Origin of the sequence: Cupriavidus sp. SW-Y-13 (assembly GCF_009793345.1) — a bacterium.
GTDB lineage: Bacteria > Pseudomonadota > Gammaproteobacteria > Burkholderiales > Burkholderiaceae > Cupriavidus.
Map to the genome: position 1 here is coordinate 223,348 of NZ_WHLX01000001.1, position 24,977 is coordinate 248,324.

Annotated in this window: 23 protein-coding genes and 1 riboswitch; of the genes, 15 read left to right on the forward strand and 8 right to left on the reverse strand. The window is 65.3% G+C overall.

Annotation, left to right across the window (positions count from 1 at the left end; all coding sequences use genetic code 11):
* Positions 1-90: 90 nt before the first annotated feature.
* The 3 genes from GA566_RS01035 to hemA form a co-directional block, all read right to left on the reverse strand.
* A complete protein-coding gene (locus tag GA566_RS01035) occupies positions 91-414 on the reverse strand; it encodes a hypothetical protein (protein ID WP_137928466.1) in 324 nt (107 codons plus the stop codon).
* A gap of 171 nt (positions 415-585) precedes the next feature.
* The gene (prfA, locus tag GA566_RS01040) at positions 586-1,668 is read right to left on the reverse strand and encodes a peptide chain release factor 1 (protein ID WP_137928467.1); all 1,083 of its coding nucleotides are present in this window, start codon (positions 1,666-1,668) and stop codon (positions 586-588) included.
* Between the two features lie 136 nt (positions 1,669-1,804).
* Complete coding sequence (gene hemA / locus GA566_RS01045) at positions 1,805-3,109, reverse strand: glutamyl-tRNA reductase (RefSeq protein WP_137928473.1); 1,305 nt, start codon at positions 3,107-3,109, stop codon at positions 1,805-1,807.
* A gap of 155 nt (positions 3,110-3,264) precedes the next feature.
* Between hemA and GA566_RS01050 the strand changes: the two genes are divergently transcribed.
* Positions 3,265-3,507 (forward strand): hypothetical protein, encoded by a 243-nt coding sequence (locus tag GA566_RS01050; protein WP_137928468.1) that lies wholly within the window; start codon positions 3,265-3,267, stop codon positions 3,505-3,507.
* 28 nt (positions 3,508-3,535) lie between these two features.
* Here the strand turns inward: GA566_RS01050 and GA566_RS01055 are convergent, their stop codons facing one another.
* Positions 3,536-4,303 (reverse strand): 5'-methylthioadenosine/adenosylhomocysteine nucleosidase, encoded by a 768-nt coding sequence (locus GA566_RS01055; protein WP_160471243.1) that lies wholly within the window; start codon positions 4,301-4,303, stop codon positions 3,536-3,538.
* Between the two features lie 211 nt (positions 4,304-4,514).
* Between GA566_RS01055 and GA566_RS01060 the strand changes: the two genes are divergently transcribed.
* The 5 genes from GA566_RS01060 to GA566_RS01080 all read left to right on the forward strand — a co-directional run bounded on the left by GA566_RS01060 (position 4,515) and on the right by GA566_RS01080 (position 10,266).
* Entirely contained in the window at positions 4,515-6,680 is a 2,166-nt protein-coding gene (locus tag GA566_RS01060) for a TonB-dependent siderophore receptor (protein WP_137928470.1), read from the forward strand.
* 89 nt (positions 6,681-6,769) lie between these two features.
* Positions 6,770-7,810 (forward strand): DUF2157 domain-containing protein, encoded by a 1,041-nt coding sequence (locus tag GA566_RS01065; protein WP_237380007.1) that lies wholly within the window; start codon positions 6,770-6,772, stop codon positions 7,808-7,810.
* Positions 7,807-8,931, forward strand: coding sequence for a DUF4401 domain-containing protein (locus GA566_RS01070; protein WP_160471245.1), 1,125 nt, complete (start codon positions 7,807-7,809; stop codon positions 8,929-8,931). The genes GA566_RS01065 and GA566_RS01070 overlap by 4 nt, the downstream gene beginning before the upstream one ends.
* Positions 8,928-9,431 (forward strand): GDYXXLXY domain-containing protein, encoded by a 504-nt coding sequence (locus GA566_RS01075; RefSeq protein ID WP_160471246.1) that lies wholly within the window; start codon positions 8,928-8,930, stop codon positions 9,429-9,431. The genes GA566_RS01070 and GA566_RS01075 overlap by 4 nt, the downstream gene beginning before the upstream one ends.
* Before the next feature lie 121 nt (positions 9,432-9,552).
* A complete protein-coding gene (locus GA566_RS01080; RefSeq protein WP_160471248.1) occupies positions 9,553-10,266 on the forward strand; it encodes a hypothetical protein in 714 nt (237 codons plus the stop codon).
* A 69-nt stretch (positions 10,267-10,335) separates the two neighbouring features.
* Here the strand turns inward: GA566_RS01080 and ychF are convergent, their stop codons facing one another.
* Positions 10,336-11,427: a redox-regulated ATPase YchF gene (gene ychF / locus GA566_RS01085; RefSeq protein WP_137928326.1), complete on the reverse strand. Its 1,092-nt coding sequence runs from the start codon at positions 11,425-11,427 to the stop codon at positions 10,336-10,338.
* A 151-nt stretch (positions 11,428-11,578) separates the two neighbouring features.
* Between ychF and GA566_RS01090 the strand changes: the two genes are divergently transcribed.
* From GA566_RS01090 to GA566_RS01115, 6 genes are all read left to right on the forward strand, one after another.
* The gene (locus tag GA566_RS01090) at positions 11,579-12,886 is read left to right on the forward strand and encodes a UbiH/UbiF family hydroxylase (protein ID WP_370459253.1); all 1,308 of its coding nucleotides are present in this window, start codon (positions 11,579-11,581) and stop codon (positions 12,884-12,886) included.
* Positions 12,887-12,982: 96 nt separating this feature from the next.
* Positions 12,983-13,741 carry a DsbC family protein gene (locus tag GA566_RS01095; RefSeq protein ID WP_137928327.1) on the forward strand — a complete coding sequence of 253 codons (759 nt, stop codon included), beginning with the start codon at positions 12,983-12,985 and terminating at the stop codon, positions 13,739-13,741.
* 121 nt (positions 13,742-13,862) lie between these two features.
* Positions 13,863-14,864 (forward strand): MDR family oxidoreductase, encoded by a 1,002-nt coding sequence (locus GA566_RS01100; protein WP_160471250.1) that lies wholly within the window; start codon positions 13,863-13,865, stop codon positions 14,862-14,864.
* A 99-nt stretch (positions 14,865-14,963) separates the two neighbouring features.
* Positions 14,964-16,778, forward strand: a complete 1,815-nt coding sequence (locus GA566_RS01105; protein WP_160473193.1) for a M61 family metallopeptidase — start codon at positions 14,964-14,966, stop codon at positions 16,776-16,778.
* 60 nt (positions 16,779-16,838) lie between these two features.
* Positions 16,839-19,211, forward strand: coding sequence for an FUSC family protein (locus tag GA566_RS01110; RefSeq protein ID WP_160471251.1), 2,373 nt, complete (start codon positions 16,839-16,841; stop codon positions 19,209-19,211).
* Positions 19,212-19,303: 92 nt separating this feature from the next.
* The gene (locus tag GA566_RS01115; protein ID WP_202126641.1) at positions 19,304-19,780 is read left to right on the forward strand and encodes a PaaI family thioesterase; all 477 of its coding nucleotides are present in this window, start codon (positions 19,304-19,306) and stop codon (positions 19,778-19,780) included.
* Here GA566_RS01115 and GA566_RS01120 read toward each other — a convergent pair.
* Positions 19,777-20,205, reverse strand: coding sequence for a PGDYG domain-containing protein (locus GA566_RS01120; protein WP_137928331.1), 429 nt, complete (start codon positions 20,203-20,205; stop codon positions 19,777-19,779). The genes GA566_RS01115 and GA566_RS01120 overlap by 4 nt on opposite strands.
* Before the next feature lie 20 nt (positions 20,206-20,225).
* A complete protein-coding gene (gene thiD, locus GA566_RS01125) occupies positions 20,226-21,056 on the reverse strand; it encodes a bifunctional hydroxymethylpyrimidine kinase/phosphomethylpyrimidine kinase (protein ID WP_137928332.1) in 831 nt (276 codons plus the stop codon).
* 89 nt (positions 21,057-21,145) lie between these two features.
* A riboswitch (S-adenosyl-L-homocysteine riboswitch) is annotated at positions 21,146-21,219 on the forward strand.
* Positions 21,220-21,349: 130 nt separating this feature from the next.
* Here thiD and ahcY point away from each other — a divergent pair.
* From ahcY to metF, 3 genes are all read left to right on the forward strand, one after another.
* On the forward strand, positions 21,350-22,768 hold the full coding sequence (gene ahcY, locus GA566_RS01130) for an adenosylhomocysteinase (RefSeq protein WP_137928333.1): 1,419 nt from the start codon (positions 21,350-21,352) through the stop codon (positions 22,766-22,768).
* 146 nt (positions 22,769-22,914) lie between these two features.
* Positions 22,915-23,262: a phage holin family protein gene (locus GA566_RS01135; RefSeq protein WP_137928334.1), complete on the forward strand. Its 348-nt coding sequence runs from the start codon at positions 22,915-22,917 to the stop codon at positions 23,260-23,262.
* A gap of 47 nt (positions 23,263-23,309) precedes the next feature.
* Complete coding sequence (gene metF / locus GA566_RS01140) at positions 23,310-24,140, forward strand: methylenetetrahydrofolate reductase [NAD(P)H] (RefSeq protein ID WP_137928335.1); 831 nt, start codon at positions 23,310-23,312, stop codon at positions 24,138-24,140.
* Positions 24,141-24,300: 160 nt separating this feature from the next.
* On the opposite strand, the gene GA566_RS01145 is transcribed toward metF, so the two are convergent.
* Entirely contained in the window at positions 24,301-24,909 is a 609-nt protein-coding gene (locus tag GA566_RS01145; RefSeq protein ID WP_160471253.1) for a 5-formyltetrahydrofolate cyclo-ligase, read from the reverse strand.
* Between the last annotated feature and the right edge of the window lie 68 nt (positions 24,910-24,977).

Genomic DNA, 24,977 nt, shown 5'->3' on the forward strand with positions numbered 1-24,977 from the left:
GCCTGACGGGGTTCTTTTCGCGACGTCGAGTGAGGCGTCCAGTGTAAGCCGATTCCGGCCTGCGGGCGACGCCTCGAATGCGTAGGGGTATTACTTGTTGACGGCGTCCTTGGCCTTGTCGGCGCCGGTGTTCACGGCGTCGCGCGCGGCTTCCTTGGCCTGGGCCATGGCATTGCCGGCATCGACCTTGGCCTTTTCGGCGGCGGCGGACACATCGGCGGCAGCACCACTTGCAGCGGCCTTGGCAGCGTCCGCGGCGTTGGCGGCGGCGGCAGCAGCGTCGCTGGCAGCGGCCTTGGCCGATTCGGCAGCGTTCTGCATCGCGGTGTCGGCGTTGGCGGCCGGTGCTTCTTCCTTCTTGCTGCAGGCGGTAACGGCGGCGGCGAGCATCAGCATGACGAGCAGTTTCTTCATGATTTCATCCTTGTGTGTCTGTTGAGGAGTGGACTTCCACATCCAGACTTCGTCCCCCGATCTCTTACCTGTCAGAAAGTGATGTATTGGGGTGGTCTGGTCGAAATCGATTATAGACAGCGCGCTTTTTCACGCCAGTGCTGTTTCACGCATTTACCTTGGTTACAAATGTCAATTTTCGTCGCCAAGGGCCGCAAGCTGATCGGCCTGGTGCTCGGCGGAAAGTGCCGATACCAGTTCGTCCAGATCGCCGTCCATGATCATGTCGATCTTGTAGAGCGTCAGGTTGATGCGGTGATCGGTCACGCGGCCCTGCGGAAAGTTGTACGTGCGGATGCGGTCGCTGCGGTCGCCGGTGCCGATCAGGTTGCGGCGGGTGCTGGCTTCCTTGGCCTGCGCGGCGCGCAACTGCGCGTCCATGATGCGCGCGGCCAGCACCTTCATCGCCTTTTCTTTGTTTCGATGCTGGCTGCGGTCGTCCTGGCACTCGACCACGATGCCGGTGGGCAGGTGAGTCAGCCGCACGGCCGAATCGGTCTTGTTGACGTGCTGGCCACCGGCACCTGAGGCGCGGAAGGTATCCACGCGCAAATCTGAAGGGTTGATCTGCACCTCGGCCACTTCGTCCGCCTCGGGCATCACGGCCACGGTACAGGCCGAGGTGTGGATGCGTCCTTGCGCCTCGGTGGCCGGCACGCGCTGCACGCGATGGCCGCCCGATTCAAACTTCAGTTTGGAAAACGCCGCATCGCCGGCAATGCGCACGATGACTTCCTTGTAGCCGCCGAGGTCGGACTCGGACTCGCTCATGATCTCCACCTGCCACCGCTGCCGTTCCGCATATCGCGTGTACATGCGCAGCAGGTTGGCGGCGAACAGCGCGCTTTCCTCGCCACCGGCACCGGCGCGGATTTCCAGCAGCAGGTTGCGATCGTCGTTGGGGTCCTTTGGCAGCAGCAGCGTTTGCAGGCTCGATGCAAGCGATGTCAGCCGGTCTCGCGCAGCGCCAATTTCATCGGCGGCGAAGTCCTTCATCTCGGGGTCGTCGAGCAGCGCCTCGGCCGTGGCCAGGTCTTCCTGCGCCTGGCGGTACTGGCCGTATTGCTCGGCCACGGGCGACAACTCGGCATGCTCGCGCGACAGCTTGCGGTACTGGTTGATGTCGGCTGTGGCGTTCTCGTGCGCGAGCAGGGCATTGACTTCGTCGAGTCGCTCGGCCAACTGGTCGAGCTTTTGGAGCATGCTGGCTTTCATCGGATACGGGATTCGGCTGGTGTCACGGAGCAATGCAGCGTGCATTGCGGAGGAGAGCGGTGACCCATCGTGCCATGTGCCATGGCCTGGGTCGATGCCGGATGCCGGCGGGTGCCGGCAGGGAGGGTGAGCGCGGCTAGCGCTCGGAATGGCTGCTGTGGCGGAACAGACCCGGCACCAGACGCAGCAGTGCCTCGCGGTCTTCGCCCTGCGTGTGGTTCAGCGCGTGCGTGGGGCCGTGCAGGAACTTGCGCGTCAGCGCGCCCGACAGGGCTTCGAGCACGGCTTCCGGATCGTCGCCGCGTGCCAGCATCCGGCGCGCGCGGTCCAGCTCGGCCTGGCGGATGGATTCGCCGGCGGTCTGCAGGTCGCGGATCACAGGCACCACGCTGCGCGTCTCCAGCCAGTGCATGAAGTTCAGCACGCGCGATTCGATGATGGCTTCGGCCTGTGCCACGGCGGCCTGCCGCAGGGCATTGCCTTCGCGCACCACGGCACCGAGATCGTCGACGGTGTAGAGGAACACATCGTTCAGGCGCGCAACTTCCGGTTCCACGTCACGCGGCACGGCCAGGTCGACCATCATGATCGGGCGATGCTTGCGGCGCTTGACCGCGCGTTCGACGGCACCCAGGCCGATGATCGGCAGCGAACTGGCGGTGCAGGAGACGACGATGTCGAATTCGTGCAGCCGTTCGCCCAGATCCTGCAGGCGGATGGCCTGCGTGGTCAGGCCCTGTTCGGCCAGTTGCTCGGCCAGCTTCTCGCCGCGTTCGATGGTGCGGTTGGCCACCACGATCTGGCGCGGCTGCTGTGCCGCGAAGTGCGTGGCGCACAGCTCGATCATCTCGCCGGCGCCGATGAACAGCACGCGCTGCGTGGAAACGCTTTCGAAGATCCGTTGCGCGAGGCGCACCGCAGCGGCGGCCATCGACACGGAATGCGCGCCGATCTCGGTCTGGCCACGGACTTCCTTGGCCACCGCGAACGTGCGCTGGAACAACTGGTTCAGGTACGTGCCCAGCGCGCCGGCTTCGCCAGCAGTGCGCACGGCATCCTTCAGTTGTCCGAGAATCTGGGTTTCGCCCAGCACCATCGAGTCGAGCCCGCTGGCCACGCGGAATGCGTGACGCACGGCTTCTGACTGGGGCAGGGCGTACAAATGCGGCGCCAGTTCACCGGCCGGCACATTGTGATGCTGGGCAAGCCAGTGCAACGTGTGCTCGAATCCATCCTGCCCGGGCTGCAGCACATCGGTGGCGCAGTAGATTTCGGTACGGTTGCAGGTGGAGAGAATCGCGGCTTCGGTGCCACTGCGGCCCGCCAGGTGGGTGCGCAGGGCGCCCAGTGCGGGTTTGATCTGCTCAAGCGGAAACGCCACACGTTCGCGGAGCGAGACGGGTGCCGTTGTGTGATTGATGCCGATCGCGAGCAGTTGCATTTGTGGGGTTGGAATGCCATCCGGATCGATGCCGGAAGCGGGGGTCATTATACCGCTCGTAAACATCCTTGCAGGCGACTGGGGCGGTTTGTTCCAACAGCGCTATTGTTGGAACATTGCCAGAATATATGACTTTATAGGCACTGGAGAGGCGAATGTTTGGTCTGTTGGTGGTGGGTGCAGTGGTGGGACTGGCCGGGGCGTTGCTGCATCCCGCCGGACGCGTCGTGCGGGTGCCGGTGGCGCTGCTGCTGGGAATGGCGGGCGCGCTCTCTGCTTTCTATGGCGGGCGGGCCGCCCATCTTTTTACGGACGGCCAGCTTTGGGGATGGGGCGCGGCAATCTTCGGCGCGGCCCTGCTAGTGGCGGTCTGGGGTGTTGCGCGGCCGCGTCGGTAAGAAGAGAAATAACTGTGGCGTCGGGAATTCAGCCGCGCGCGTCGAGGAATCGTCGTAGCACCGCGCTGGAGTAGTGGCTCGCCACGTCGCGCAGGAAGGCCGGAAAGTCCACGTGCGCGGCGTCATCGGCGCGATCCGACACCGTGCGCATCAACGCATAGGGCACGCCGTACTCGTGGCAGATCTGGGCCAGTGCCGCACCTTCCATCTCTACGGCCTGCAGCAAGGGCAGGTCGCGGCGCAGGCCGGCGACGGCCATGGCGGAATTGATGAACTGGTCGCCGCTGCCGATCATTCCCACGTGAAGCTTCGGCGCGTGGATGCCAAAGCGGGCCAGCACGCCGTCAGGCACCTCGCTGGCCAGGTCGTCGCGCAGGAAGCCTTCCACCGCCTGGCGCAACGCAGCGGTCAGCGCGGGATCGGCGGGAAATACCGACTGCCCCAGCAGGGGCACCTCGTGGCGCGGGAATAGCGGGCGGGCGTCCAGGTCATGCTGGATCGTGGCATCGGCCACGACGATATCGCCGACCCCGACCTCCGTTGCGACCCCACCGGCGAGTCCGGTGAACACAATGCCTTCCACACCGAATTCGCGAATCAGCGTCACCGTGGTGGCCGCTGCCGCCACCTTTCCCACCCGTGCCAGAACCAGCACCACAGGCTGCCCGTGCAGGGTGCCGCAGTGGTAATCGCGCATGCCAATCGTCTGCGTCGTGGCGCGGGCGTCTTCGTGGCGCATCGCGGCAATCAGTCCGTCGACTTCGTCGTGGAGGGCGGCAAGGATGCCAAGAGTCATGGTGTGGGAGCGCAACGGCGGGATGGAAAGCGGCGCCCAGCATACCGACCTCGCGACCGGCGCGGAAGCGGTGCGCCACTGTGGCGTGTACGCGACGCCGAGCATTTCAAGTTCGTCGGAATGTATCCGGGGTATGACAAATCGTTACAATGCGCATCGTAATACGAGTCATTCCTATTCCCATTCCTGACAGCCTACCCGAGATCAATCCATGTCTGTACGCGCCCGGCGCCGCCTGAGCGGTTCGCACGCCCTCCGCCTGACCACCTTCGCCCTGAGCATGCAAGCCGCCACTGTGGCGATGGCGCAGGAACAGGCGCCCGCCGCTACCGCCCACCACGAACTGCCGGCGGTGACCGTCAAGGGCAGCAATGAAACGCCGACCGGGCCGGTCACAGGCTTCGTTGCCAAGCGCGCGCTGACCGCCACCAAGACCGACACGCCGATCGTCGAGACGCCACAGTCGATCACGGTCATCACCCGTGACCGGATCGAACTGACCGGCGCGCAGACGGTGGCGCAGGCCGTCGGCTACACGGCGGGCGTGACCACAGCCGGGTTTGCGAACGACAACCGCACGGATTCGATCAAGATCCGTGGCACCGATTCCACCCAGTATCTCGACGGCCTGCTCAACGCCGTGGGCTTCTACAACAACACGCGGCCCGACCCGTACGCGCTGGAGCGCATCGAGGTACTGAAGGGACCGTCGGGCATGCTGTACGGGCAAGGTGCGGTGGGCGGCGTGGTGAACCTGGTATCGAAGCGTCCGCAGGCCGAGGCGTACCGCGAGATCGGCGTGAGCTTCGGCAACTACAACCGCAAGCAGATCCAGGCCGACCTGACTGGTCCGATCGATGCCGATGGCAAGTGGCTGTATCGCTTTGTGGCGATGGCGCGCGACAGCGACGCCTCGGTGGACTACGTCAAGGACAACCGCTACTTCATCGCGCCGTCGCTGACGTACCGGCCGAACGCCGATACTTCGTTCACGATCCTGGCGAACTTCCAGCGCGACGATAGCGGATCGATGATCGGCTTCTTCCCGTGGCGCGGCACGCTGATCGAGAATCCGGCGGGTGCAATTCCGCAGAGCTTCTTCGTCAGCGAACCGGATTTCGACCGCTATCGCGCGCAGCAGCACGCCATCGGCTACCAGTTCTCGCACCGTTTCAACGACACGTTCGAAGTGCGCCAGAACCTGCGTTACTCGCACAGCACCGTGGACTACCGCAGCATCTACACCACCGGCTTCACCGGCGCCACGCACGGCTGGGTGCCGGGCAGCAACACGATGCTGCGCCGCGTGGTCTACATGAACCAGCCCACGCTGAACCAGTTCGCCGTGGATACGCAGGGCCAGTCGAAATTCAATACCGGCGCCGTCAAGCACACGCTGCTGACCGGCATCGACTACCAGCACAGCGATGCCACGGGCCGCAGCAACGCCAACGGCACGGCTGCACCGATCAATGTGTTCAACCCGGTCTACGGCAACTACACCGCGCCGACGGTGTTCAATACGTTGCAGCCGGCCAAGCAGATCCAGACCGGTGTCTACCTGCAGGATCAGCTCGAATGGAACAAGTGGCTGCTGATGCTGGGCTTGCGCTACGACTGGTCGCGCGCCTCGCAGGACAACACGCCCTCGGCCTCGCGTGACGACAACGAACTGACCAAGCGTTTCGGCCTGATGTACCGCACGGACTTCGGTCTGAACCCGTACGTGAGCTATGCCGAGTCGTTCCAGGGCCAGGCGGGCTTCAACGTGGACGGCGCGGCGTTCAAGCCGCTGCGCGGCAAGCAGTGGGAAGTGGGCGTCAAGTACCAGCCGCTCGGCAAGAACATGACGCTGACGGCCGCGCTGTTCGACATGCGCGAAGAAAACCGCAAGGTGGCTGGCGTGGTCAATGGCGTGCCGGGCACGGTGCAGGTGGGCGAGGCCCGCACGCGCGGCGCGGAACTGGAAGCGCTGGTGTCGCTGGGTCGCCTCGACCTGATCGCCGCCTATACCTTCCTGAACGCGAAGGTGATCGAGGGCTCGGCAGCCGAGCAAGGGCAGCGCCTGGCGAGCATCCCGACGAACACGGCGTCGCTGTGGGCCAACTACCGCTTCGCGCTGTTCGACATTCCGGGCTTCATCGCCGGTGCCGGTGTGCGCTACAACGGCCCGAGTACCGACGGCACGGGCAACAACCGCGTGGGCGGTTTCACGGTATTCGACGCCGTGGTGGCCTACGACCGGGGGCCGGTGCGCGTCTCGCTGAACATCAACAACCTCACGGGCAAGCAGTACGTGTACAGCTGTATCGCACGCGGCGACTGCTTCTTCGGCACGCAGCGCTCGATCATCGGCAACGTGACTTATCGTTTCTGATCTGCCACACATGGCGGCGTCTCCCGGGAGACTTCGGCGCGGTCGCCTGCTACATTGCAGACCATGCCGAATCCCGGGGGATTGCCGCTTTGGACAGCTTCTCGCATCAACGATTCACGCAGCGCAGAATCAGCCAGCAGGCGCTGGCCGACTGGCGCGCGCAGGGCCGCTTAAACGCCGATGATCTGCGCACGGCATGGCAGCCGACGCTGCCTGCCACTGCGGACTGGCAGCACTGGCTTGACCGCGTGCTGCTCTCTCTGGGCACGGCGCTGCTCTGCGCCGGTGTCATTGTCTTCTTCGCCTTCAACTGGGCGGATCTCCACAAGTTTTCCAAATTCGGCCTGCTGGCTGCGGTGCTGACGCTGCTCGCCGGTTTCGCGGCGTGGCGGCCATCGGGCGATCTAGCCGGGCGCGCCGCGCTGGCCGGTGCGCAAATCGTGTCGGGTGTGCTGCTGGCGGTGATCGGACAGACCTACCAGACCGGTGCCGATGCGTGGCAGTTGTTTGCGCTCTGGGCATTGCTGGCCACACCGTGGGCACTGGCCGCGCGTGCTGCGCCGCACTGGTGGATCGTGCTGGTGCTCGGCAACGTGGCGCTGCTACGGTATTGCAGCGTGAACCTGGGCATCGGTGGCATGTTCGAACTGCTTTTCTCGGCGCGATGGGCGCGCGAGACGATGCTGTTCCTGCTCGGCCTTGCCGTGGTGCAACTGGCGGTCTGGCATGGGCTGGCAGCGCGCGCGGCAGCGTTCGGCTTCCGGGGCATGACAGGGCCGCGGCTCATCGGCGTACTGATTTGTGGCTACGCGGGGTGGGTGGCGACGGCCAGCGTGGTGCTGGACCATTTTGCCGCGCTCACGTTTCTGGTCAGCGCAGCGGCGCTGGCAGCGCTCGGGGCGTGGGTCCGATGGCGTGCCTTCGACATCGTGGTGCTCAGCCTGGTCTGCCTGACTGGCATCGGCATCGTGGTGATGGCGGCCGGGCGCGGACTGGTGAGCATCGACGGCGATTTCGGCGCCTTCCTGCTGCTGGCGCTGCTGACCATCGGCCTGGCCGTGGCAGCGGCCACGTGGCTGCTGCGCGCGTGGCGGGCCGAGTCCGGTGCAGAGTCGGGAGGCGAGGCATGAGCGACGCAACCTTCGAGAAAGCGCTCTGGCAGCGCCTGGTGGCGCGCGGTGCGGTGCAGGGGGAATGTCCTGTCACGCTGCGTACGCCGTGGCCTATCCGATTGCTGATGGGCGGCGCGGGTTGGTTGGGCGCGCTGTTCTTCCAGATGTTCCTGATTGGCACGGTGTTCGCCGCGACGCGCGGCAACGGACCGGCCATGGCGATCACGGGCGCGATCATGATCGGCGCGGCCATTGCGCTGTATCGCGTGAGGGCTGGCGAGAGTGGCCGCATTGCGATGGGACAGTTCGCGCTGGCCCTGAGCCTGGGCGGTCAGGGCATGGCGATTGCCGGTGTCGGAGAGGAATTCGGAATTCGCTCGATCGAGTCGGCATCGTTCTGGCTGCCTGTGGCTGTGCTCGAGGCGCTGCTCTTCGTGGTGGTCCCGGATCGCTTGCATCGATTCCTGGCGGCACTGGCTACGTGGTCGGCCGTGGCAATCGGTGCCTGCATCGCGTTGGGGGATATGGTGGCGCCGCGCTGGACCGCCATTCCGCCGATGATCGGATTGCTCGCCGCGCTGGCGCTGGCCGGCGTGGTCGTGTTTGCAATGCGTGAGGCAAGTCTGGCGGCATCAGGCCGCCATGCCGTGTGGGAACCCGCCGCCGATGCCACGTTGGTGTTTGCGCTGGGTGGCGCGCTGGTCGTGACCGGGATGATGCATCCGGCCGCACTTATCTTCGGCACCGGTCGGACCTGGTACGCGCCGGGCGCGTGGCTGGGCGGCGTGTTGACCGGAGCCGTACTCGTCGTGTTCGCCTGGCTTGAATGCAAGCGGCTTGGCGCCGATGCCCGCACCGCTGCGGTGATGCTGGTCACCGCCGCCGCATTCAGCGCGTTGATGGTCTTCGCCCCAGCCGTGACGGCAGGCGTGCTGGCATTGGCCCTGGCCATGCGACGCGGCTCGCTGACCTGGATGGGTCTCGCCATCACCAGCGTACTGATCGGCTTCGTCTGGTACTACAGCACGCTGCAATGGACGCTGCTGGCCAAATCCGCGACGCTGGCCGGCGCTGGCGTATTGCTGCTTGCCGTTCGCATCGTCGTTGCTCGTATGCCGCGCGCGGAGGCCGTCCAATGAAACGATGGATCCTGATCGCATGGCTGCTCGCCCTCGGCGTAGCGCTGGCCGGCATCGTTGGCAAAGAACGACTGATCGCCAATGGCGAGGTGGTCTACCTGCGCCTGGCCCCGGTCGATCCCCGCTCGCTGGTGCAGGGCGACTACATGGCGCTGAACTTCTCGATTGCCAACGATGTGCGCGTGGCCCACGGCACGGAGCAGACGCCTGCCTCGCGCGAAGAAGTCATCGTGATCCGCCGCGACGCCAGCCGGGAAGGCCATTTCGTCCGCCTCCACAAGGGCGAACCGCTGGCCGATGGCGAACTCCTGCTACGCGTGCAGAACGTGCCATCCCCGCGCTGGGGCGGCACAGGCACGCAAGTCTCCACGGACGCGTGGTTCTTCCAGGAGGGTCAGGCCGACCGCTACGCCAGGGCCCGCTTCGGCGAGTTCCGCGTGGACGCGAGCGGCCAGGCGCTGCTGGTGGGGATGCGAGGGGAGGGGTTGGAGGGGATGTGAGGGGGAACTTCCCGCAGTAATTCGGAAGGTTTGATGCAGAGCAATGTCATCGTGTGCAGTAAAGCACGCTTTACCAAACCTGACATACAGTGCCCGCTCCTTCTGCCACCCGTTCCCCTTCATGCCCCTGCGTGACACTGGCGCCTTCTTCGCCAAGCTGCTTCCCGCCATTCATTCGGACCTTCGTCGCATCGCGGCACGTTCATGTGGCGAGACGACTATCGAAGACCTTCAGGCGGAGGCGTGGCTGGCTGCCGAGGCGTTGAGTCGCGGCCGGGTCCCGCCGCCCGACATGGCGGACAGCGCAATTCATCAGTTGATCCTTGGGCGTCTCTACAACCGGTTCGTAAAGTTTGCGGACCAACGCCTGCGTTTCGCCGTGCGTCTGGACGTGCGACATGAGGATGACGACGGCGGGACGAGAGACAACGCCATCGCGGCTTCACTGAGTGCACCCGACGAATATGATCCCTCGGTTGGCCTCTCGGCACGAGAGGAAAGGTCTGCGAAGGAACTGCAGCTTATCGGACGATTCGCGGAAGCCGTTGCCTATTTTCGTGTTTTCGCCAATATGGGCAACGACCGCAGGGCCATTGCGCATCATCTCGCGGTCGGGGCCAGCACATTGCGCCGGAGGCTGCGGCTTGCCGCACAGGTGATCGAATGGCAGCCGTCGCTGTTCGATGGCGTCACCGCGATCCCCGATGACTTCAACCCGCCGTTCTGTAACCGGCGGCTCTGCGCAAAAGCTGCGCGGGGTGCGAGAAAAAATCGATATCCTCGCTTGCAGGCGCGACTGTTCCGCTGCGCCTACATTCCCATCCGTCCGTTCTGATTGCCCGTCCTCCAAAAAGAAAAGCCCGGAAAAATCCGGGCTTCTCGATGATACGTGATGGGTATCGACTCAGACGTTGAACAGGAAGTTCATCACGTCGCCGTCGTGCACCACGTATTCCTTGCCTTCGGCGCGCATCTTGCCGGCTTCCTTGGCGCCCGATTCGCCCTTGTACTGGATGTAATCGTCGTAGGCGATGGTCTGCGCGCGGATAAAGCCGCGTTCGAAGTCGGTGTGGATCACGCCGGCTGCCTTCGGCGCGGTGTCGCCGATGTGGATCGTCCAGGCGCGCACTTCCTTCACGCCAGCCGTGAAGTAGGTCTGCAGGCCCAACAGCTTGAAGCCGGCGCGGATCACGCGGTCCAGGCCCGGCTCTTCCATGCCGAGGTCGGCCAGGAACTCGGCCTTGTCAGCGTCTTCCAGGTCGGCGATTTCGGCTTCGATGGCGGCACAGACGGCCACCACCGGCGAGCCGGTCTGCTTGGCGTACTCGCGCACGGCGTCGAGGTGCGGATTGTTCTCGAAGCCGTCTTCACGCACGTTGGCCACATACATCGTCGGCTTGGCGGTGATCAGGCAGAACGGGCGGATGGCTTCCCACTCTTCGGGCGCCAGGTCCAGCGTGCGCACGGCCTTGGCCTGATCCAGCACGGCCTGGGCCTTCTCCAGCACCGCTACCAGGCGCAACGCTTCCTTGTCACCGGCGCGGGCCGGCTTGATGTAGCGGGCGTGTGCCTTCTCGACGGTGGCCAGGTCGGCCAGTGCCAGTTCAGTGTTGATGACCTCGATATCGGACAGCGGATCGACCTTGCCCGCCACGTGGATCACGTTTTCGTCTTCGAAGCAGCGCACCACGTGCGTGATGGCATCCGTTTCACGGATATTGGCCAGGAACTGGTTGCCCAGCCCTTCGCCCTTCGAGGCGCCGGCCACCAGGCCCGCGATATCCACGAACTCGACCGTCGCCGGCAGGATGCGCTCGGGTTTGACGATCTCGGCCAGCTTGGCAAGCCGCGCATCCGGCACTTCGACCACGCCCACATTGGGCTCGATCGTGCAGAACGGATAGTTTTCGGCGGCGATGCCGGCTTTCGTCAGGGCATTAAACAGCGTGGACTTGCCGACGTTGGGCAGGCCGACGATGCCGCATTTGAGGCTCATGGTGTCAGGCGGAAAATGGCGAATCCCGTATTCTAGCGGATGGGCGTCCATGGCCGAGGGGGATTCTGGCACGGCCGCCCGGGCTGGCGGCGCGGTGATCCGTTGACGCCACGCCGTAATGGCGCCTTCATCACGTCGCTATAATCCAGCCATGTCCGGACCTCCAGCGCCGGCGCCTGGCGCCGCCGCTATCTATATGTCGTCGAATTCTTCCTCCCGCTTCCAGATTGCCGTCGTCGGCGGTGGCATTGTCGGCAAGGCTTGCGCGTTGCTGCTGGCGCAGCAGGGCATGCAGGTGGCGCTGGTGGCGCCCCGGCCCGTCGCCAGCACGGCGCTTACCGGCGAGGACGACTGGGATAGCCGCATTTATGCGTTCTCGGCCAGCTCCCAGGCGCTGCTGGAGCGGCTGCGGGTCTGGGAGGCGCTGGACCCCGCCCGGGTGCAGCCCGTGCGCGACATGCGCATCTTTGGCGATGAAAGCGCCGGGGAGTCCGGCCCATCGCCGCACGGCGATCTCCATTTCTCGGCCTACGCGGCGGCGGTGCCACAACTGGCGTGGATCATCGAGTCCAGCCACGTCGAGCGTCTGCTCGATACCGCGCTGCGCTTCCAGCATCAGGTGACATGGTTCGATGAGACGGCCGAAGAGCTGGCCCGCGATATCGACGGCGTCACGCTGACGCTGACCAGCGGCGCGCGCGTGCGGGCCAACTGCGTGGTCGGTGCCGATGGCGCACGGTCCTGGGTGCGGCAGCAGTGCCACATCGGCACCACCCAGCGCCGGTATCGCCAACTTGGCGTGGTCGCCAACTTCACTTGCGAAGTGCCGCATCAGGAAACCGCATGGCAGTGGTTTCTCGGCGCACCGGAAAAACTGATGGCCGACGAGGAGCCCGCCAATGGCGAGATCCTCGCCATCCTGCCGCTGCCGGGCAACCGGGTGTCGATGGTCTGGTCCGCCGACGAGGCGCATGCCCGCGACCTGCTGGCGCTGTCGCCGGAGGCGCTGGCCGCCACGGTGATGCAGGTGGCCAGTGGCGCCGTTGGCGCCCGCTTCGGTGCCTTGCGTTGCATCACGCCGGCGCAGGGTTTCCCGCTGGTGTTGCAACGCGCCGAGCAGTTCGTGATGCCGCATGTGGCGCTGGTGGGCGATGCGGCACATGTGGTGCATCCGCTGGCCGGGCAGGGCATGAACCTCGGTCTGCGCGATGTTGTGGAACTTGGCCGCGTGATGGCCGACAAAGAATCGTTCCGTCCCGAGGGTGACCTGCGCCTGCTGCGCCGCTACGAGCGGGCCCGCGCCACGGACCTGCTCTCGCTGACCGCCGCCACGGACGGCCTGCATCGCCTGTTCTCGCTGCCCGGCACACCGGCCCGCGTGGTTCGCAACCTGGGGATGCGCGCCGTCGGCGGTCAGGGACTGCTCAAGCGTTTTCTGATTGGCCGGGCACTGGGCTAGGCGGACAATCCGTACCTGCCGCCGCACCGACGATTCACCGAACACATTCAAGATCCAAGCCGGCGCACTGACCGGCCTTCCGAACCTGGAGTCAATATGTTGCAAATGTTCCGCCGCCGTTCCGCCCGCGTTGCCACCTTCACCGCCCTTGCAGGCGGCGTGGCCGTGGCCGGTTACGCACTGCACGCGCTGGCCGCGGATGAGCCGGGTACGGACAAGATCAAGGCGTCGATCCAGAAGATGCTGGGCGGCCGCGCCGAGGTCAAGAGCGTGACCAAGGCGCCGATGCCGGGCCTGTACGAAGTCAATGTCGGCGGCCAGATCGTCTATGCCGATGCCACCGGCCGCTACATCCTCAACGGCGAACTGATCGATACCAAGACCAATACGAACCTGACCGAAGAGCGCCTGGCCGAGATCAACAAGATCAAGTGGGCGGACCTGCCCTTGTCGCGCGCCATCAAATGGACCAAGGGCGATGGCAGCCGTACCATGGCGGTGTTCTCGGACCCCAACTGTGGGTATTGCAAGAAGATCGAGCAGACCTTCCAGCAAATGGACAATGTCACGATCTACACCTTCCTCTATCCGGTGCTGTCGCCAGACTCGACGGTCAAGGCCAAGCAGGTCTGGTGCTCGACGGACCGCACCAAGGCATGGCGCGACTGGATGCTGAACCACACGGCGCTGACCGGAAACGGTAGCTGCAATACGCCGGTGGATCAGAATCTGGCGCTTGGCCAGAGTCTGAACATCAATGGCACGCCGGCCGTGTTCTTCACGGACGGTACGCGCATTCCGGGGGCGGCCGATGCGGCCACGCTCGAACGCAAGCTCGCAAGCCTGAAAAAATAACGACGCCGGATGCACCCCCGGCTGTCAGGAGCGGCCGGCCTAGTCCGGCCGCTTTGCATTTCCGGCCCCCATCCATCACGAACCCTCACACCCACACAACATCCAGACGGGAGACATCACCATGACGTTCCAGGCTTTGCTGCTGACCCAGGCCGATGGCAAGACGCAGGCGGAAGTGGCACAGATCGACGAGGCCCGGTTGCCCGAGGATGGCAATGTGCTGGTGGCCGTCGACTACTCGACGATCAACTTCAAGGACGGGCTGGCGATCACTGGCCGCTCGCCGGTGGTGCGCAAGTGGCCGATGGTGGCGGGCATCGATGGCGCGGGCACTGTGCTGGCGTCGGACGATCCGCGTTGGAAGACCGGCGACCGCGTGGTGCTCAACGGCTACGGCGTGGGCGAGACGCACTGGGGTTGCCTGGCGCAGCGCACGAAGCTCAAGGGCGACTGGCTGGTGAAGCTGCCCGATGCATTCACCACGAAGCAGGCGATGGCGATTGGCACGGCGGGCTACACGGCGATGCTGTCTGTGCTGGCGCTGGAGCGCGGCGGGGTGAACGGGCCGGTGCGTCCGGGCGATGGCGAGGTGCTGGTGACGGGCGCTTCGGGTGGTGTCGGTTCTGTGGCCATCTCCATCTTGTCCAAGCTTGGCTATCGCGTGATTGCATCGACGGGCAAGACCAGGGAAGCAGACTTCCTGCGTGCACTGGGCGCTGCCGACGTGATCGACCGCGCCGAACTGGGCGTACCGAACAAGCCGTTGCAGAAGGAGCGCTGGGCGGCCGTGGTGGATTCGGTGGGTTCGCACACATTGGTCAACGCCTGCGCGCAGGTCCGCTACGGCGGCGTGGTCACCGCTTGCGGGCTGGCGCAGGGCATGGATTTCCCGGCGTCGGTGGCGCCGTTCATCCTGCGCGGCGTGACACTGGCGGGCATCGACAGCGTGATGGCGGCGATGCCGCTGCGCGAGACGGCATGGAAGCGGCTGGCGCAGGATCTGGCACCGGACCGGCTGCAGGCCATCACGCGCGAGATCAAGCTGGCCGAGGCCATCGAGGCCGGACGCAAGATCGTGGAAGGGGGCATGCGCGGGCGCGTGGTGGTCGACGTCAACGCGTAGGGAAGTTGCCCCGATGTCCCGGCGACGCTGACCGGGACAGTACCTGCGTGGATCGGCGTTCTCGCCGCCCATCGGAACGTGACGCTACAATTCGTGACCATGACGCCGATCCGCTACGCCATCGCCCCGCTTCAACCCGAAGCCCACATGTTTGCCGTCACCGTGACGGTGGATGCCCCCGACTCCGCTGGCCAGGTGTTCACGCTACCCGCGTGGATTCCGGGCAGCTACATGATCCGAGACTTCGCCCGCAATATCGTCCGCATCCGCGCCGATGCAGGCGGCGAGCCCGTATCGCTGACCAAGCTCGACAAGCAGACCTGGCAGGCCGAACCGCTGGCTGCCAACGCCGGTCCGCTGACGCTGAGCTACGAAGTCTATGCCTGGGATCTGTCCGTGCGCGCCGCGCATCTGGACACCACCCACGGCTTCTTCAACGGCAGTTCCGTGTTCCTGCGCGTGGTGGGTCAGGACGAGCAGCCGTGCACGGTGGATATCCACGCACCGGCAGGGGATGCGTATGCCGACTGGCGCGTGGCCACGTCGCTGCCCGAGGCAAAGGGTGCGGGCGGCGCGCGCCGCTACGGCTTTGGCCGTTACCTGGCTGCGGACTACGACGAACTGATCGACCATCCCGTGGAGATGGGCGCGTTCGCGCTGGCCAGCTTCCGCGCCTGCGGCGTGCAGCATGACGTGGTGTTCACGGGCCGCGTGCCGCAGCTCGACATCCAGCGCGTCTGCCGCGACCTGAAGCAGATCTGCGAGGCGCAGATCAAGCTGTTCGAGCCACGCACCGCCCGCGCGCCCATGCTCGACAGCAATCGCCGCTACGTGTTCATGACGATGGTCACGACCGATGGCTACGGCGGCCTGGAACATCGCGCCAGCACGGCGCTGATGTGCGCGCGCAACGATCTGCCGGTGCGCGGCAACAGCGAACAGAGCGAAGGCTATCGCACGTTCCTGGGTCTCTGCAGCCACGAGTATTTCCATACGTGGAACGTCAAGCGGATCAAGCCGGCCGCCTACGTGCCGTACCAGCTTGCGCAGGAAACGTATTCGCCGCTGCTGTGGCTCTTCGAAGGTTTCACGAGTTATTACGATGACCTGATCCTGGCGCGCACGGGACTGGTTACCGAGAAGCAGTATGTGGACATCCTGGCCAAGACCTGGAACGGCGTGCTGCGTGGCAATGGCCGCACCAAGCAGAGCGTGGCCGAGAGCGCGTTCGATGCGTGGACCAAATACTATCGCCAGGACGAGAACGCGCCGAACGCCATCGTCAGCTACTACACCAAGGGTTCGCTGGTAGCCCTGGCGCTGGACCTGACGATCCGCGAGAAGACCAAGGGCAGGAAATCACTCGACGATGTCATGCGCGCGCTCTGGCAACGCTACGGCCGCGACTTCTATGCGCCGGGTGCCCGCCAGCGTGGCGTGACCGAGGCGGAAGTGTATGCGCTGTTCGACGAGATCTCGGGCCTGAAACTCGGCAACCTGCTGCGTGCGCTGACCGAGGGCACGGGCGAGATCGGGCTGGTGCCGCTGTTTCGCGCCTTCGGCATCCGGGCGGAGACGCAGAAGCCATCGGCCACGGCGGTGCTCGGTATCAAGAGCCGTACCGACGAGGGCTGGGTGCGCGTGACCCAGGTGCTCGACGGTGGGGCAGGGCAGCAGGGCGGACTCTCGGCGGGCGACCTGCTTGCCGCTGTGGATGGCCTGCGCGTGGCACCGGGGCAACTCGACAAGATGTTGGCGCGTTATCGACCGGGGGACGAGGTGGCGCTGCACGTGTTCCGGCGCGACGAACTGCACGTGCTGCCCGTGACGCTGGCGCGTGAGCCGGCCACGCAGTACAAGGTGTCCGTCGAGGCGGACAAGCATGCCGGACGCGCACGCTGGCTCGGCCAGTAACCTGCCAGCCGAGGCGCCGTCGCCCGTGCGGTGACGGCGCCCGTTTCACCATACGGTCCCATGGAATACGCGCACGATCCCCGCACGTTCCTCTTCTCGCACTATATCTATCGTGGACTGCGCTCGGCCACGGGCGTGATCGGCACGACGCTGATCGCCATGCAGTTCATGGACCTGCCCAGCGCCATGGTGGTGTCGATCGGCGCGCTATGCACAAGCCTGATGGACCTGCCGAGCCCGCTGAACCACAAGTTCAACGAGATGCTGGCGAGCGTGCTGCTATGCACGGCGGTGACCGCGCTGGTGGCGCTGGTCTCGCCGTTTCCGCGCGTGCTGCCGTTCGTGCTTGTGCTAGTCACGTTCCTGGCCGGCATGATGACAGTCTATGGCAACAAGACCATGCCGCTGCAGTTCTCGATGCTGTTCGTCATGACACTGACGATCAACGAGGATTTCGTGGTGGAAAAGGCCCTGACCCACGCGCTGCAGTTCGGCGCGGGCGCCTTTGGATACCTGCTCTATGCGATGGTCGTCAGCTGGATCACCGAGCGCCGCACGCGCCAGCAGATCCTGGCCGAATCGCTCTACGAGATGGCGGCCTATCTCGAAATCAAGGCGGCGTTCTACGACGCCGGTACGGATTACGAGGAGCAGTTCAACCGGCTGGTGCGCCAGCAGATCGTGGTGGCGGAGCGGCAGCAGGCGGCGCGCGACATGGTGCTGCGTGGCAACCGGACGCAGCACGACGGCCTCCTGGTGCAGGTGCATATGCGGATGCTCGACGTCTATGAGTACCTGCTGTCGACCAATACCGACTATGCGCTGCTGCGTCAGACGTTCGGCGGCACGCCCGTGCTGGATGGGCTGCGCCGGCTGGTGCTGGGACTCTGCAAGGACCTTGAGGAAATCGCCTACGACGTGACGCGCGGGCGGCCTTCGTACAGCGCCTACGACTACGGCCCCGACCTGCGCGCGGTGGAGTCCGAGATCGAGCAACTGCGGCATCACCACGTATCGCCGGTGGCGATGGGTGCCCTGCGCGACACGCTGGAAATGATGCGTGGTGCCATCGCGCTGGTGGGCCAGTTGCACGAGGCGTCGCGTACGCCCGTGGAGCCGCTGAAGGTGCTGCCCGGCTCGGACATGACGCCGTTCCTGACACGCCAGAAATACGAGTTCGGCGCCCTGCGCGACAGCCTGCACTGGCGTGCCCCGGCGTTCCGGTTCGCGCTGCGCATCACCATGGCGGTGGCGGTGGGGCTCTGGATCGGCGAACAACTGCCCTATGCCTCGCACAGCTACTGGATCCTGCTGACGATCGTCGTGATCCTGAAGCCGAACTTCAGCATGACGAAGCAGCGGTACAACGACCGGCTGATCGGCACGCTGATCGGCTGCATCATCAGCGTGGGCATCCTGCGCTGGATTCACGAACCGCTGGTACTGCTCGCCATCCTGTATCTGGCGCTGGTGGCAAGCGCCACGTTCGTGACGATCAAGTACCGGTACACCGCCATTGCCGCGTGCGTGCAGGTGCTGATCCAGATAAACCTGCTGCTGCCGGGCAGCCAGACGGTGGTGGGCGAGCGGCTGGTGGACACGGTGATTGGCGGCGTGATTGCCTCGCTCTTCAGCTTCGTGCTGCCGAGCTGGGAGTATCGGGCGATTCCCAAGCTGGTGGAGAACGTGCTGCAGGCCAACCGCCGCTACATTGCCGCCACGCGCGACCTGTTGACCCGCAAGGTCTCGGACGATTTTGCGTACCGTGTGCAGCGCAAGCAGTTCATGGACAACCTGTCGGCGCTGATCGGCTCGCTGCAGCGCATGCTGGACGAACCGCGTACCCGGCAGCGGGCCGTGGACAACCTGAGCCGCTTCATCGTGCAGAACTACCTGGTGGCCGCGCACGTGGCCGCCGCGCGTATCCAGGTACGGCAGTACTATGGCGAGCTCGACATACCCGCAGCGGAATCGGCCATCGTGCAGGCCACCGATGCCGCGCTGCGCTCGCTGACGCTGGCCAGCGAGCGGCTGGCGGGCGAGGTGCGGCACGACACGCAGGGCGTTGGTTTTGTCCGCAGTCCGGCGGAAGCCGCGGTGGCGGGCGTGGAACTGGTGCATGAGCCGGCGCCGTCGACGGCCAGCGATGCCGCAGCCGACGATGCCAGCGAGCGACGTGCGCGCATCGCGGATTCGGCAGACCGCCGGCGTGCCGAAGTGCTGGCGCAGGCCGTGGCGTCGGGCGAGATCGGCGCCGATGAGCCGCTGCAGAAATCGCACGACCAAGGCGAGGCATCGACAGCCAGTTCCTCCGGTCGCACGGCCAATGCGCTGCTGGAGCGCCGCCTGCGCGCGCTGCGCGAGGACACGGCAAAGATCGCGCTGCGTACCGGGGCCATTGGCCATGCGATCCGCACGCCGCTCAGGAAATAAGGAAGGTCCGGCACGTCTGGTGCGCTAACCGGCCACGGTGCCTTCCGGCTCCCGCCAAATCCGCATATCCTCTTCCCCCAGTCACCATAGGAATGAGGTTCCGCCATACGGAACCCAGCAGAGAGGAAACAGCAGTGAACGAGATCAAGCCCGCCGCGCCCGGCACGCCGGAAAAGCCCTATTTCGGTATCGATATCCCGCTGATGCGCCTGCTTGGGCTGCAGCCGGAATACATGGAAGAGGGGTTGTGCCGCACGCGGTTGCCGGCCAACGGCAATGTGGTGAATAGCCGGGGCGATGTCCACGGCGGCACGCTGATGGCGGTGCTGGACTTCACGCTGAGTGGAGCGGCGCGCTCGCACGCGCCGCTGGACGTGGGCGTGATCACCATCGACATGTCGACGCACTTTCTGGCCGCCGCACGTGGTGAACTGACGTTCGAATCGCGCTGCATCCGCCGGGGCAACAAGATCGCCTTCTGCGAAGGCGAAGCGCGCGACGCATCGGGCACCGTGTGCTGCGTGGCCCGCGCGTCGTTCAAGCTCGTGCAACTGGCTGGCGGCAACTAGGCCGCAGGTTTCTCCGCAGGCCGGTAGACCGCCAGGAACCTGGCGCGCTCGGTAATGCCGTAGTCGCCGGGCGCGTACTGCATCAGCCAGTCGCCCGGCTTGCCGGTCAGCACATCGCCCCCCGCCGATCGTTCGATCGCGAACGCCTGCGGCATCTCCTTCACCAGCACCGGCACAGGCCGGTTGCGGTAGGCGCCCGTTGAACCCTCCGGGACATAGCGCGCATCGAAGCGCTCGCGCGACACCACCCAGCGGTCGCCCGTGGCGCCGGTCACGATGGCATCGCCGGCCTGGTAGCGGTTCGGCCCTTCGCGGCTGACCAGTTCGCCGGGTACCTCCGCAAAAATCACCTGCACCGTTTCATCTTTCACGAACCAGCGCGCGGCGGGGTCGTTGCGCAGATCGATGTCTTTCAGCGTTTCCATTGCCATCGCCATCAACCCCATCAACCCAGTACGCGCGGCGCGAAGCCGTGGTTGAGCGGCCCGTTGCCGCTACCCAGGCGCAGGCGTGAGCCGGCCGCGATGGCTTGCGCAACGAAGTCCAGCGCCGTGCTCACCGCATCGGGCAGTGCCTCGTCGCGCGCCAGTTGCGCGGCGATGGCCGCGGCCAACGTGCAACCGGTGCCGTGCAGGTTCGGGGTATCGATGCGCGGATGCGTGTACACGCGCACCGTGCCATCGGCCAGCATCAACAGGTCGTCGAGGCCGGCGGCGTTGGGGCCATCGTCTTCGAGATGGCCGCCCTTGAGCAGCACCGCCTGGCATCCCATCGCGAGCAGATCGGCAGCAGCGGTTTCCATCTCGGCGCGCCGCGCGATGCGCCGGCCCAGCAGGTAGGATGCCTCGGGCAGGTTCGGCGTGACCAGGATCGCGCGCGGAAACAGCAGCTTCACCATGGCCTGGCTCGTGGCGTCGTCGGACAGCGTGGCGCCCGACGTCGAGATCATGACCGGATCGACCACCAGGCGGCGAATGCCGTGGCGATCCACGGCGGCGGCCACGGCCTCGACGATGGCGGCGGTGCCGAGCATGCCGGTCTTGGCGGCGTCCACGCCGATATCGCTGGCCACGGCATCGATCTGCGCGCCGACCATGTCGGCGGGAATCGCGTGGACCCCGGTGACGCCGAGCGTGTTCTGCGCCGTGATGGCCGTGATCGCGCTCATGCCGAAGCAGCCAAACGCGGCAAAAGTCTTGAGGTCAGCCTGGATGCCGGCGCCGCCGCCGGAGTCGGAACCGGCAATGGTCAGGGTGCGGGGTGGCGTGGAATGCATGTGCGAGGCAGGGTCGGTCGGATGGAATTGGCAGGAAAAATTGTGGCAATTCGCGCCGCAGGGCGCGGACAGGCACGCTACAATACCGCCACTCCGAGGAGCGTTGCAACGGATGGCCTCGCCATCCGCCAGGCTCGGAATGTCTCAACGGCGCTCGCTGTCCCGTGGTCTGCACGGGGCGCGAGTCGACCTGCCTGCCCGCCACGCACGTGATCTACCACGTGCCTTCGTGCGCGGCGCGGCCATTACTACTCCCGTCCCCCGCCTCACCACCACAACGACCGGAGTGATTCATGAACGCTGTAACCGAACTCAAGCAAGACTACCTCGTGGCCGACATCGGCCTGGCCGGCTGGGGCCGCAAGGAAATCGCCATCGCCGAAACCGAAATGCCGGGTCTGATGGCCATTCGTGACGAATTCGCCGCCGCGCAGCCGCTCAAGGGCGCCCGCGTTGCCGGTTCGCTGCACATGACGATCCAGACCGCCGTGCTGATCGAGACGCTGAAGGCACTGGGCGCCGACGTGCGCTGGGCATCGTGCAACATCTACTCGACGCAGGACCACGCTGCCGCGGCCATCGCCGAATCGGGCACGCCGGTGTTCGCGTTCAAGGGTGAAACGCTGAAGGAATACTGGGACTTCACGCACCGCATCTTCGACTGGGCCGATGGCGGCACGCCGAACATGATCCTGGACGATGGCGGCGATGCCACGCTGCTGCTGCACCTGGGCGCCCGCGCCGAGAAGGATGCATCGGTCATCGGCAACCCGACCAGCGAAGAAGAAACCTTCCTGTTTGCCGCGATCAAGGAAAAGCTGGCCAAGGATTCCACCTGGTACAGCCGCAACCTGGACGCCATCCGTGGCGTGACCGAGGAAACCACCACGGGCGTGCACCGCCTGTACCAGATGGCACAGCGCGGCGAACTGCGCTTCCCGGCCATCAACGTGAACGACTCGGTGACCAAGAGCAAGTTCGACAACCTGTATGGCTGCCGCGAATCGCTGGTGGACGGCATCAAGCGCGCCACCGACGTGATGATCGCAGGCAAGGTCGCCGTCGTGGCCGGCTACGGTGACGTGGGCAAGGGCAGCGCCCAGGCACTGCGCGCACTGTCGGCACAGGTCTGGGTCACGGAAATCGACCCGATCTGCGCACTGCAGGCTGCCATGGAAGGCTACCGCGTGGTGACGATGGATTACGCCGCCGAACACGGCGACATCTTCGTGACCTGCACGGGTAACTACCACGTGATCACGCACGAGCACATGGCCAAGATGAAGGACCAGGCCATCGTCTGCAACATCGGCCACTTCGACAACGAGATCGACATCGCCTCGATCGAGAAGTACGAATGGGACGAGATCAAGCCGCAGGTTGACCACGTGATCTTCCCGGACGGCAAGAAGCTGATCATCCTGGCCAAGGGCCGTCTGGTGAACCTGGGCTGCGGCACGGGCCACCCGTCGTACGTGATGAGCAGCTCGTTCGCCAACCAGACGATCGCCCAGATCGAACTGTGGGCAGAGCGCGACAGCGGCAAGTACCCGGTTGGCGTGTACGTGCTGCCGAAGCACCTGGACGAGAAGGTGGCACGCCTGCAGTTGAAGAAGCTGAACGCGCAACTGTCCGAACTGACCGAGCAGCAGGCCGCCTACATCGGCGTGTCGAAGCAGGGTCCGTACAAGGCCGATCACTACCGTTATTGATCGACATCCTCCCACTCCCGCGCCTGTAACCAGGCTCCCCTCTCCCGCATGCGGGAGAGGGGTCGGGGGTGAGGGCCAGCGCCTACTGCGCGATACGGCCTGCAAACTGTGCCCATTCCATCCGAATCGAAAAAGAAGGAGTCGCAATGAGACTGTTGGCTGTCTGGATCATCAACGCCGCTTCGCTGTTTCTGGTGAGCTATCTGCTCAGCGGCATCGAGCTCGGGGGCTTCGGCTCCGCGATGGTTGCCGCGCTGGTGCTGGGTCTGGTCAATACGCTGATCCGTCCGATCCTGGTCATCCTGACACTTCCGGTCACGCTGCTGACGCTGGGACTCTTCATCTTCGTCATCAACGCGCTGCTATTCCTGTTTGTCGGCAACCTGTTGCAGGGGTTTGTCGTCAACGGCTTTGGCTCGGCGCTGCTCGGCTCCATTCTCTATAGCGTGATTTCGACGATCCTCGCGAGCGTGCTGCTCGGCGAGCGCGATTGACCGCGAGCGATTTCCTACGGGCGCCGCGCCCCCGCGGCGTGCCTACCATGACCGACCGCTACTTCAGCTTCGAATTCTTCCCGCCCAAGACGGCGGAGGGCGCGGAAAAGCTCCGCAACACGCGCGCGCAACTGGCACCGCTGCAGCCCAAATACATCTCCGTGACGTTCGGCGCCGGCGGCACCACGCAACAGGGCACGCTGGACGCCGTGCTGGAGATCCAGCGCGAAGGCATCGAGGCCGCGCCACACCTGTCGTGCGTGGGCTCCACGCGAGAGAACATCCGCGCCATCCTGCAAGCCTATCGCGATGGCGGCATCCGCCACATCGTGGCCCTGCGCGGCGACATGCCGTCGGGCATGGGCGAGATCGGCGAGTTCCGCTACGCCAACGAGTTGGTGGAGTTCATCCGCGCGGAGACCGGCGACTGGTTCCATATCGAAGTTGCGGCTTATCCCGAATACCATCCGCAGGCCCGTTCGCCGCGTCACGATCTCGATAACTTCGTGCGCAAGGTGAAGGCCGGCGCCGACTCGGCCATCACCCAGTATTTCTTCAACGCCGACGCGTACTTCCGCTTCGTCGACGAAGCCCGCGCCAACGGCGTGGACGTGCCCATCGTGCCCGGCATCATGCCGATCACGAACTACTCGCAACTGATGCGCTTCTCGGAAATGTGCGGCGCCGAAGTGCCGCGCTGGGTGGCAAAGAAGCTGGAATCCTTCGGCGACGATAAGGAAGCCATCCGCGCCTTCGGCCTGGACGTGGTGACCGCGCTGTGCGAACGGTTGCTCGCGGCAGGCGTGCCGGGGCTGCACTTCTACACGCTGAATACGGCGGCAGCGACGAAGGCGATCTGGCAGCGGTTGAAGCTGTAAAGGCTTGTCTCACGCTGTATGTTTTCTCCCCTCTCCCGCTTCGCGGGAGAGGGGTTGGGGGAGAGGGCTTAGCGGTTCAACCTGCGGCCATCGCATCTTGTGAGGCTTACCCTCTCCCCCGCCCCTCTCCCGCCGTGCGGGAGAGGGGAGAAAACCAACTTCAAAACCCCCCCACCTCCGTCACCATCCACTCCATCGGCAAATCGTGTGGTTCCGCAGCCAGCGCAACCCGGCACGCTTCATAGCCAATCCCGATCGCCACCGGTGTGGCGCCAGCACCGGCCATTGCCGCCAGCGTGCGATCGTAGAACCCACCGCCGTAACCTAGCCGGAACTTATCGGCGCTGAAACCGACACAGGGTATGAGCAGCGCGTCGGGCGTCACGGCCTCGGTGCCATCGGGCACGGGTATGCCGTAGTGGCCGGCGCGCATTGTCGTGTCTGGCGTCCAGAGATGGAAGTCGAGCGGCGCACCGGGGCGGTTGACCACGGGCAGGGCGGCGGTGCGGCCCGGCATGGCGGCCAGCCAGTGCGCGATAGCGCCGCGTGCGTCGAATTCCTGCTGGATCGGCCAGTAGAAGCCGACCTTTCGTACGCCAAGCCGTTCCAGCAACGTGCCGAGCGCCGCTTCGATGCGGGCATCGGCCTCGGTGCGGCCAGGCAGGTTGGCGCGCAATTCGAGCAGCCGGCGGCGCATGGTGCGCCGGTCTTCCGCGGCGTTGAATTGGCGGTCGTCCGGGCCTCTGTCCGGTACTTGGGTGGGTGACATGGCGTGCAATAATGGCCGGCAATCAGACCGATTCCGTCAAACGAACATTTGCGTGCGTGCCGTCGAAA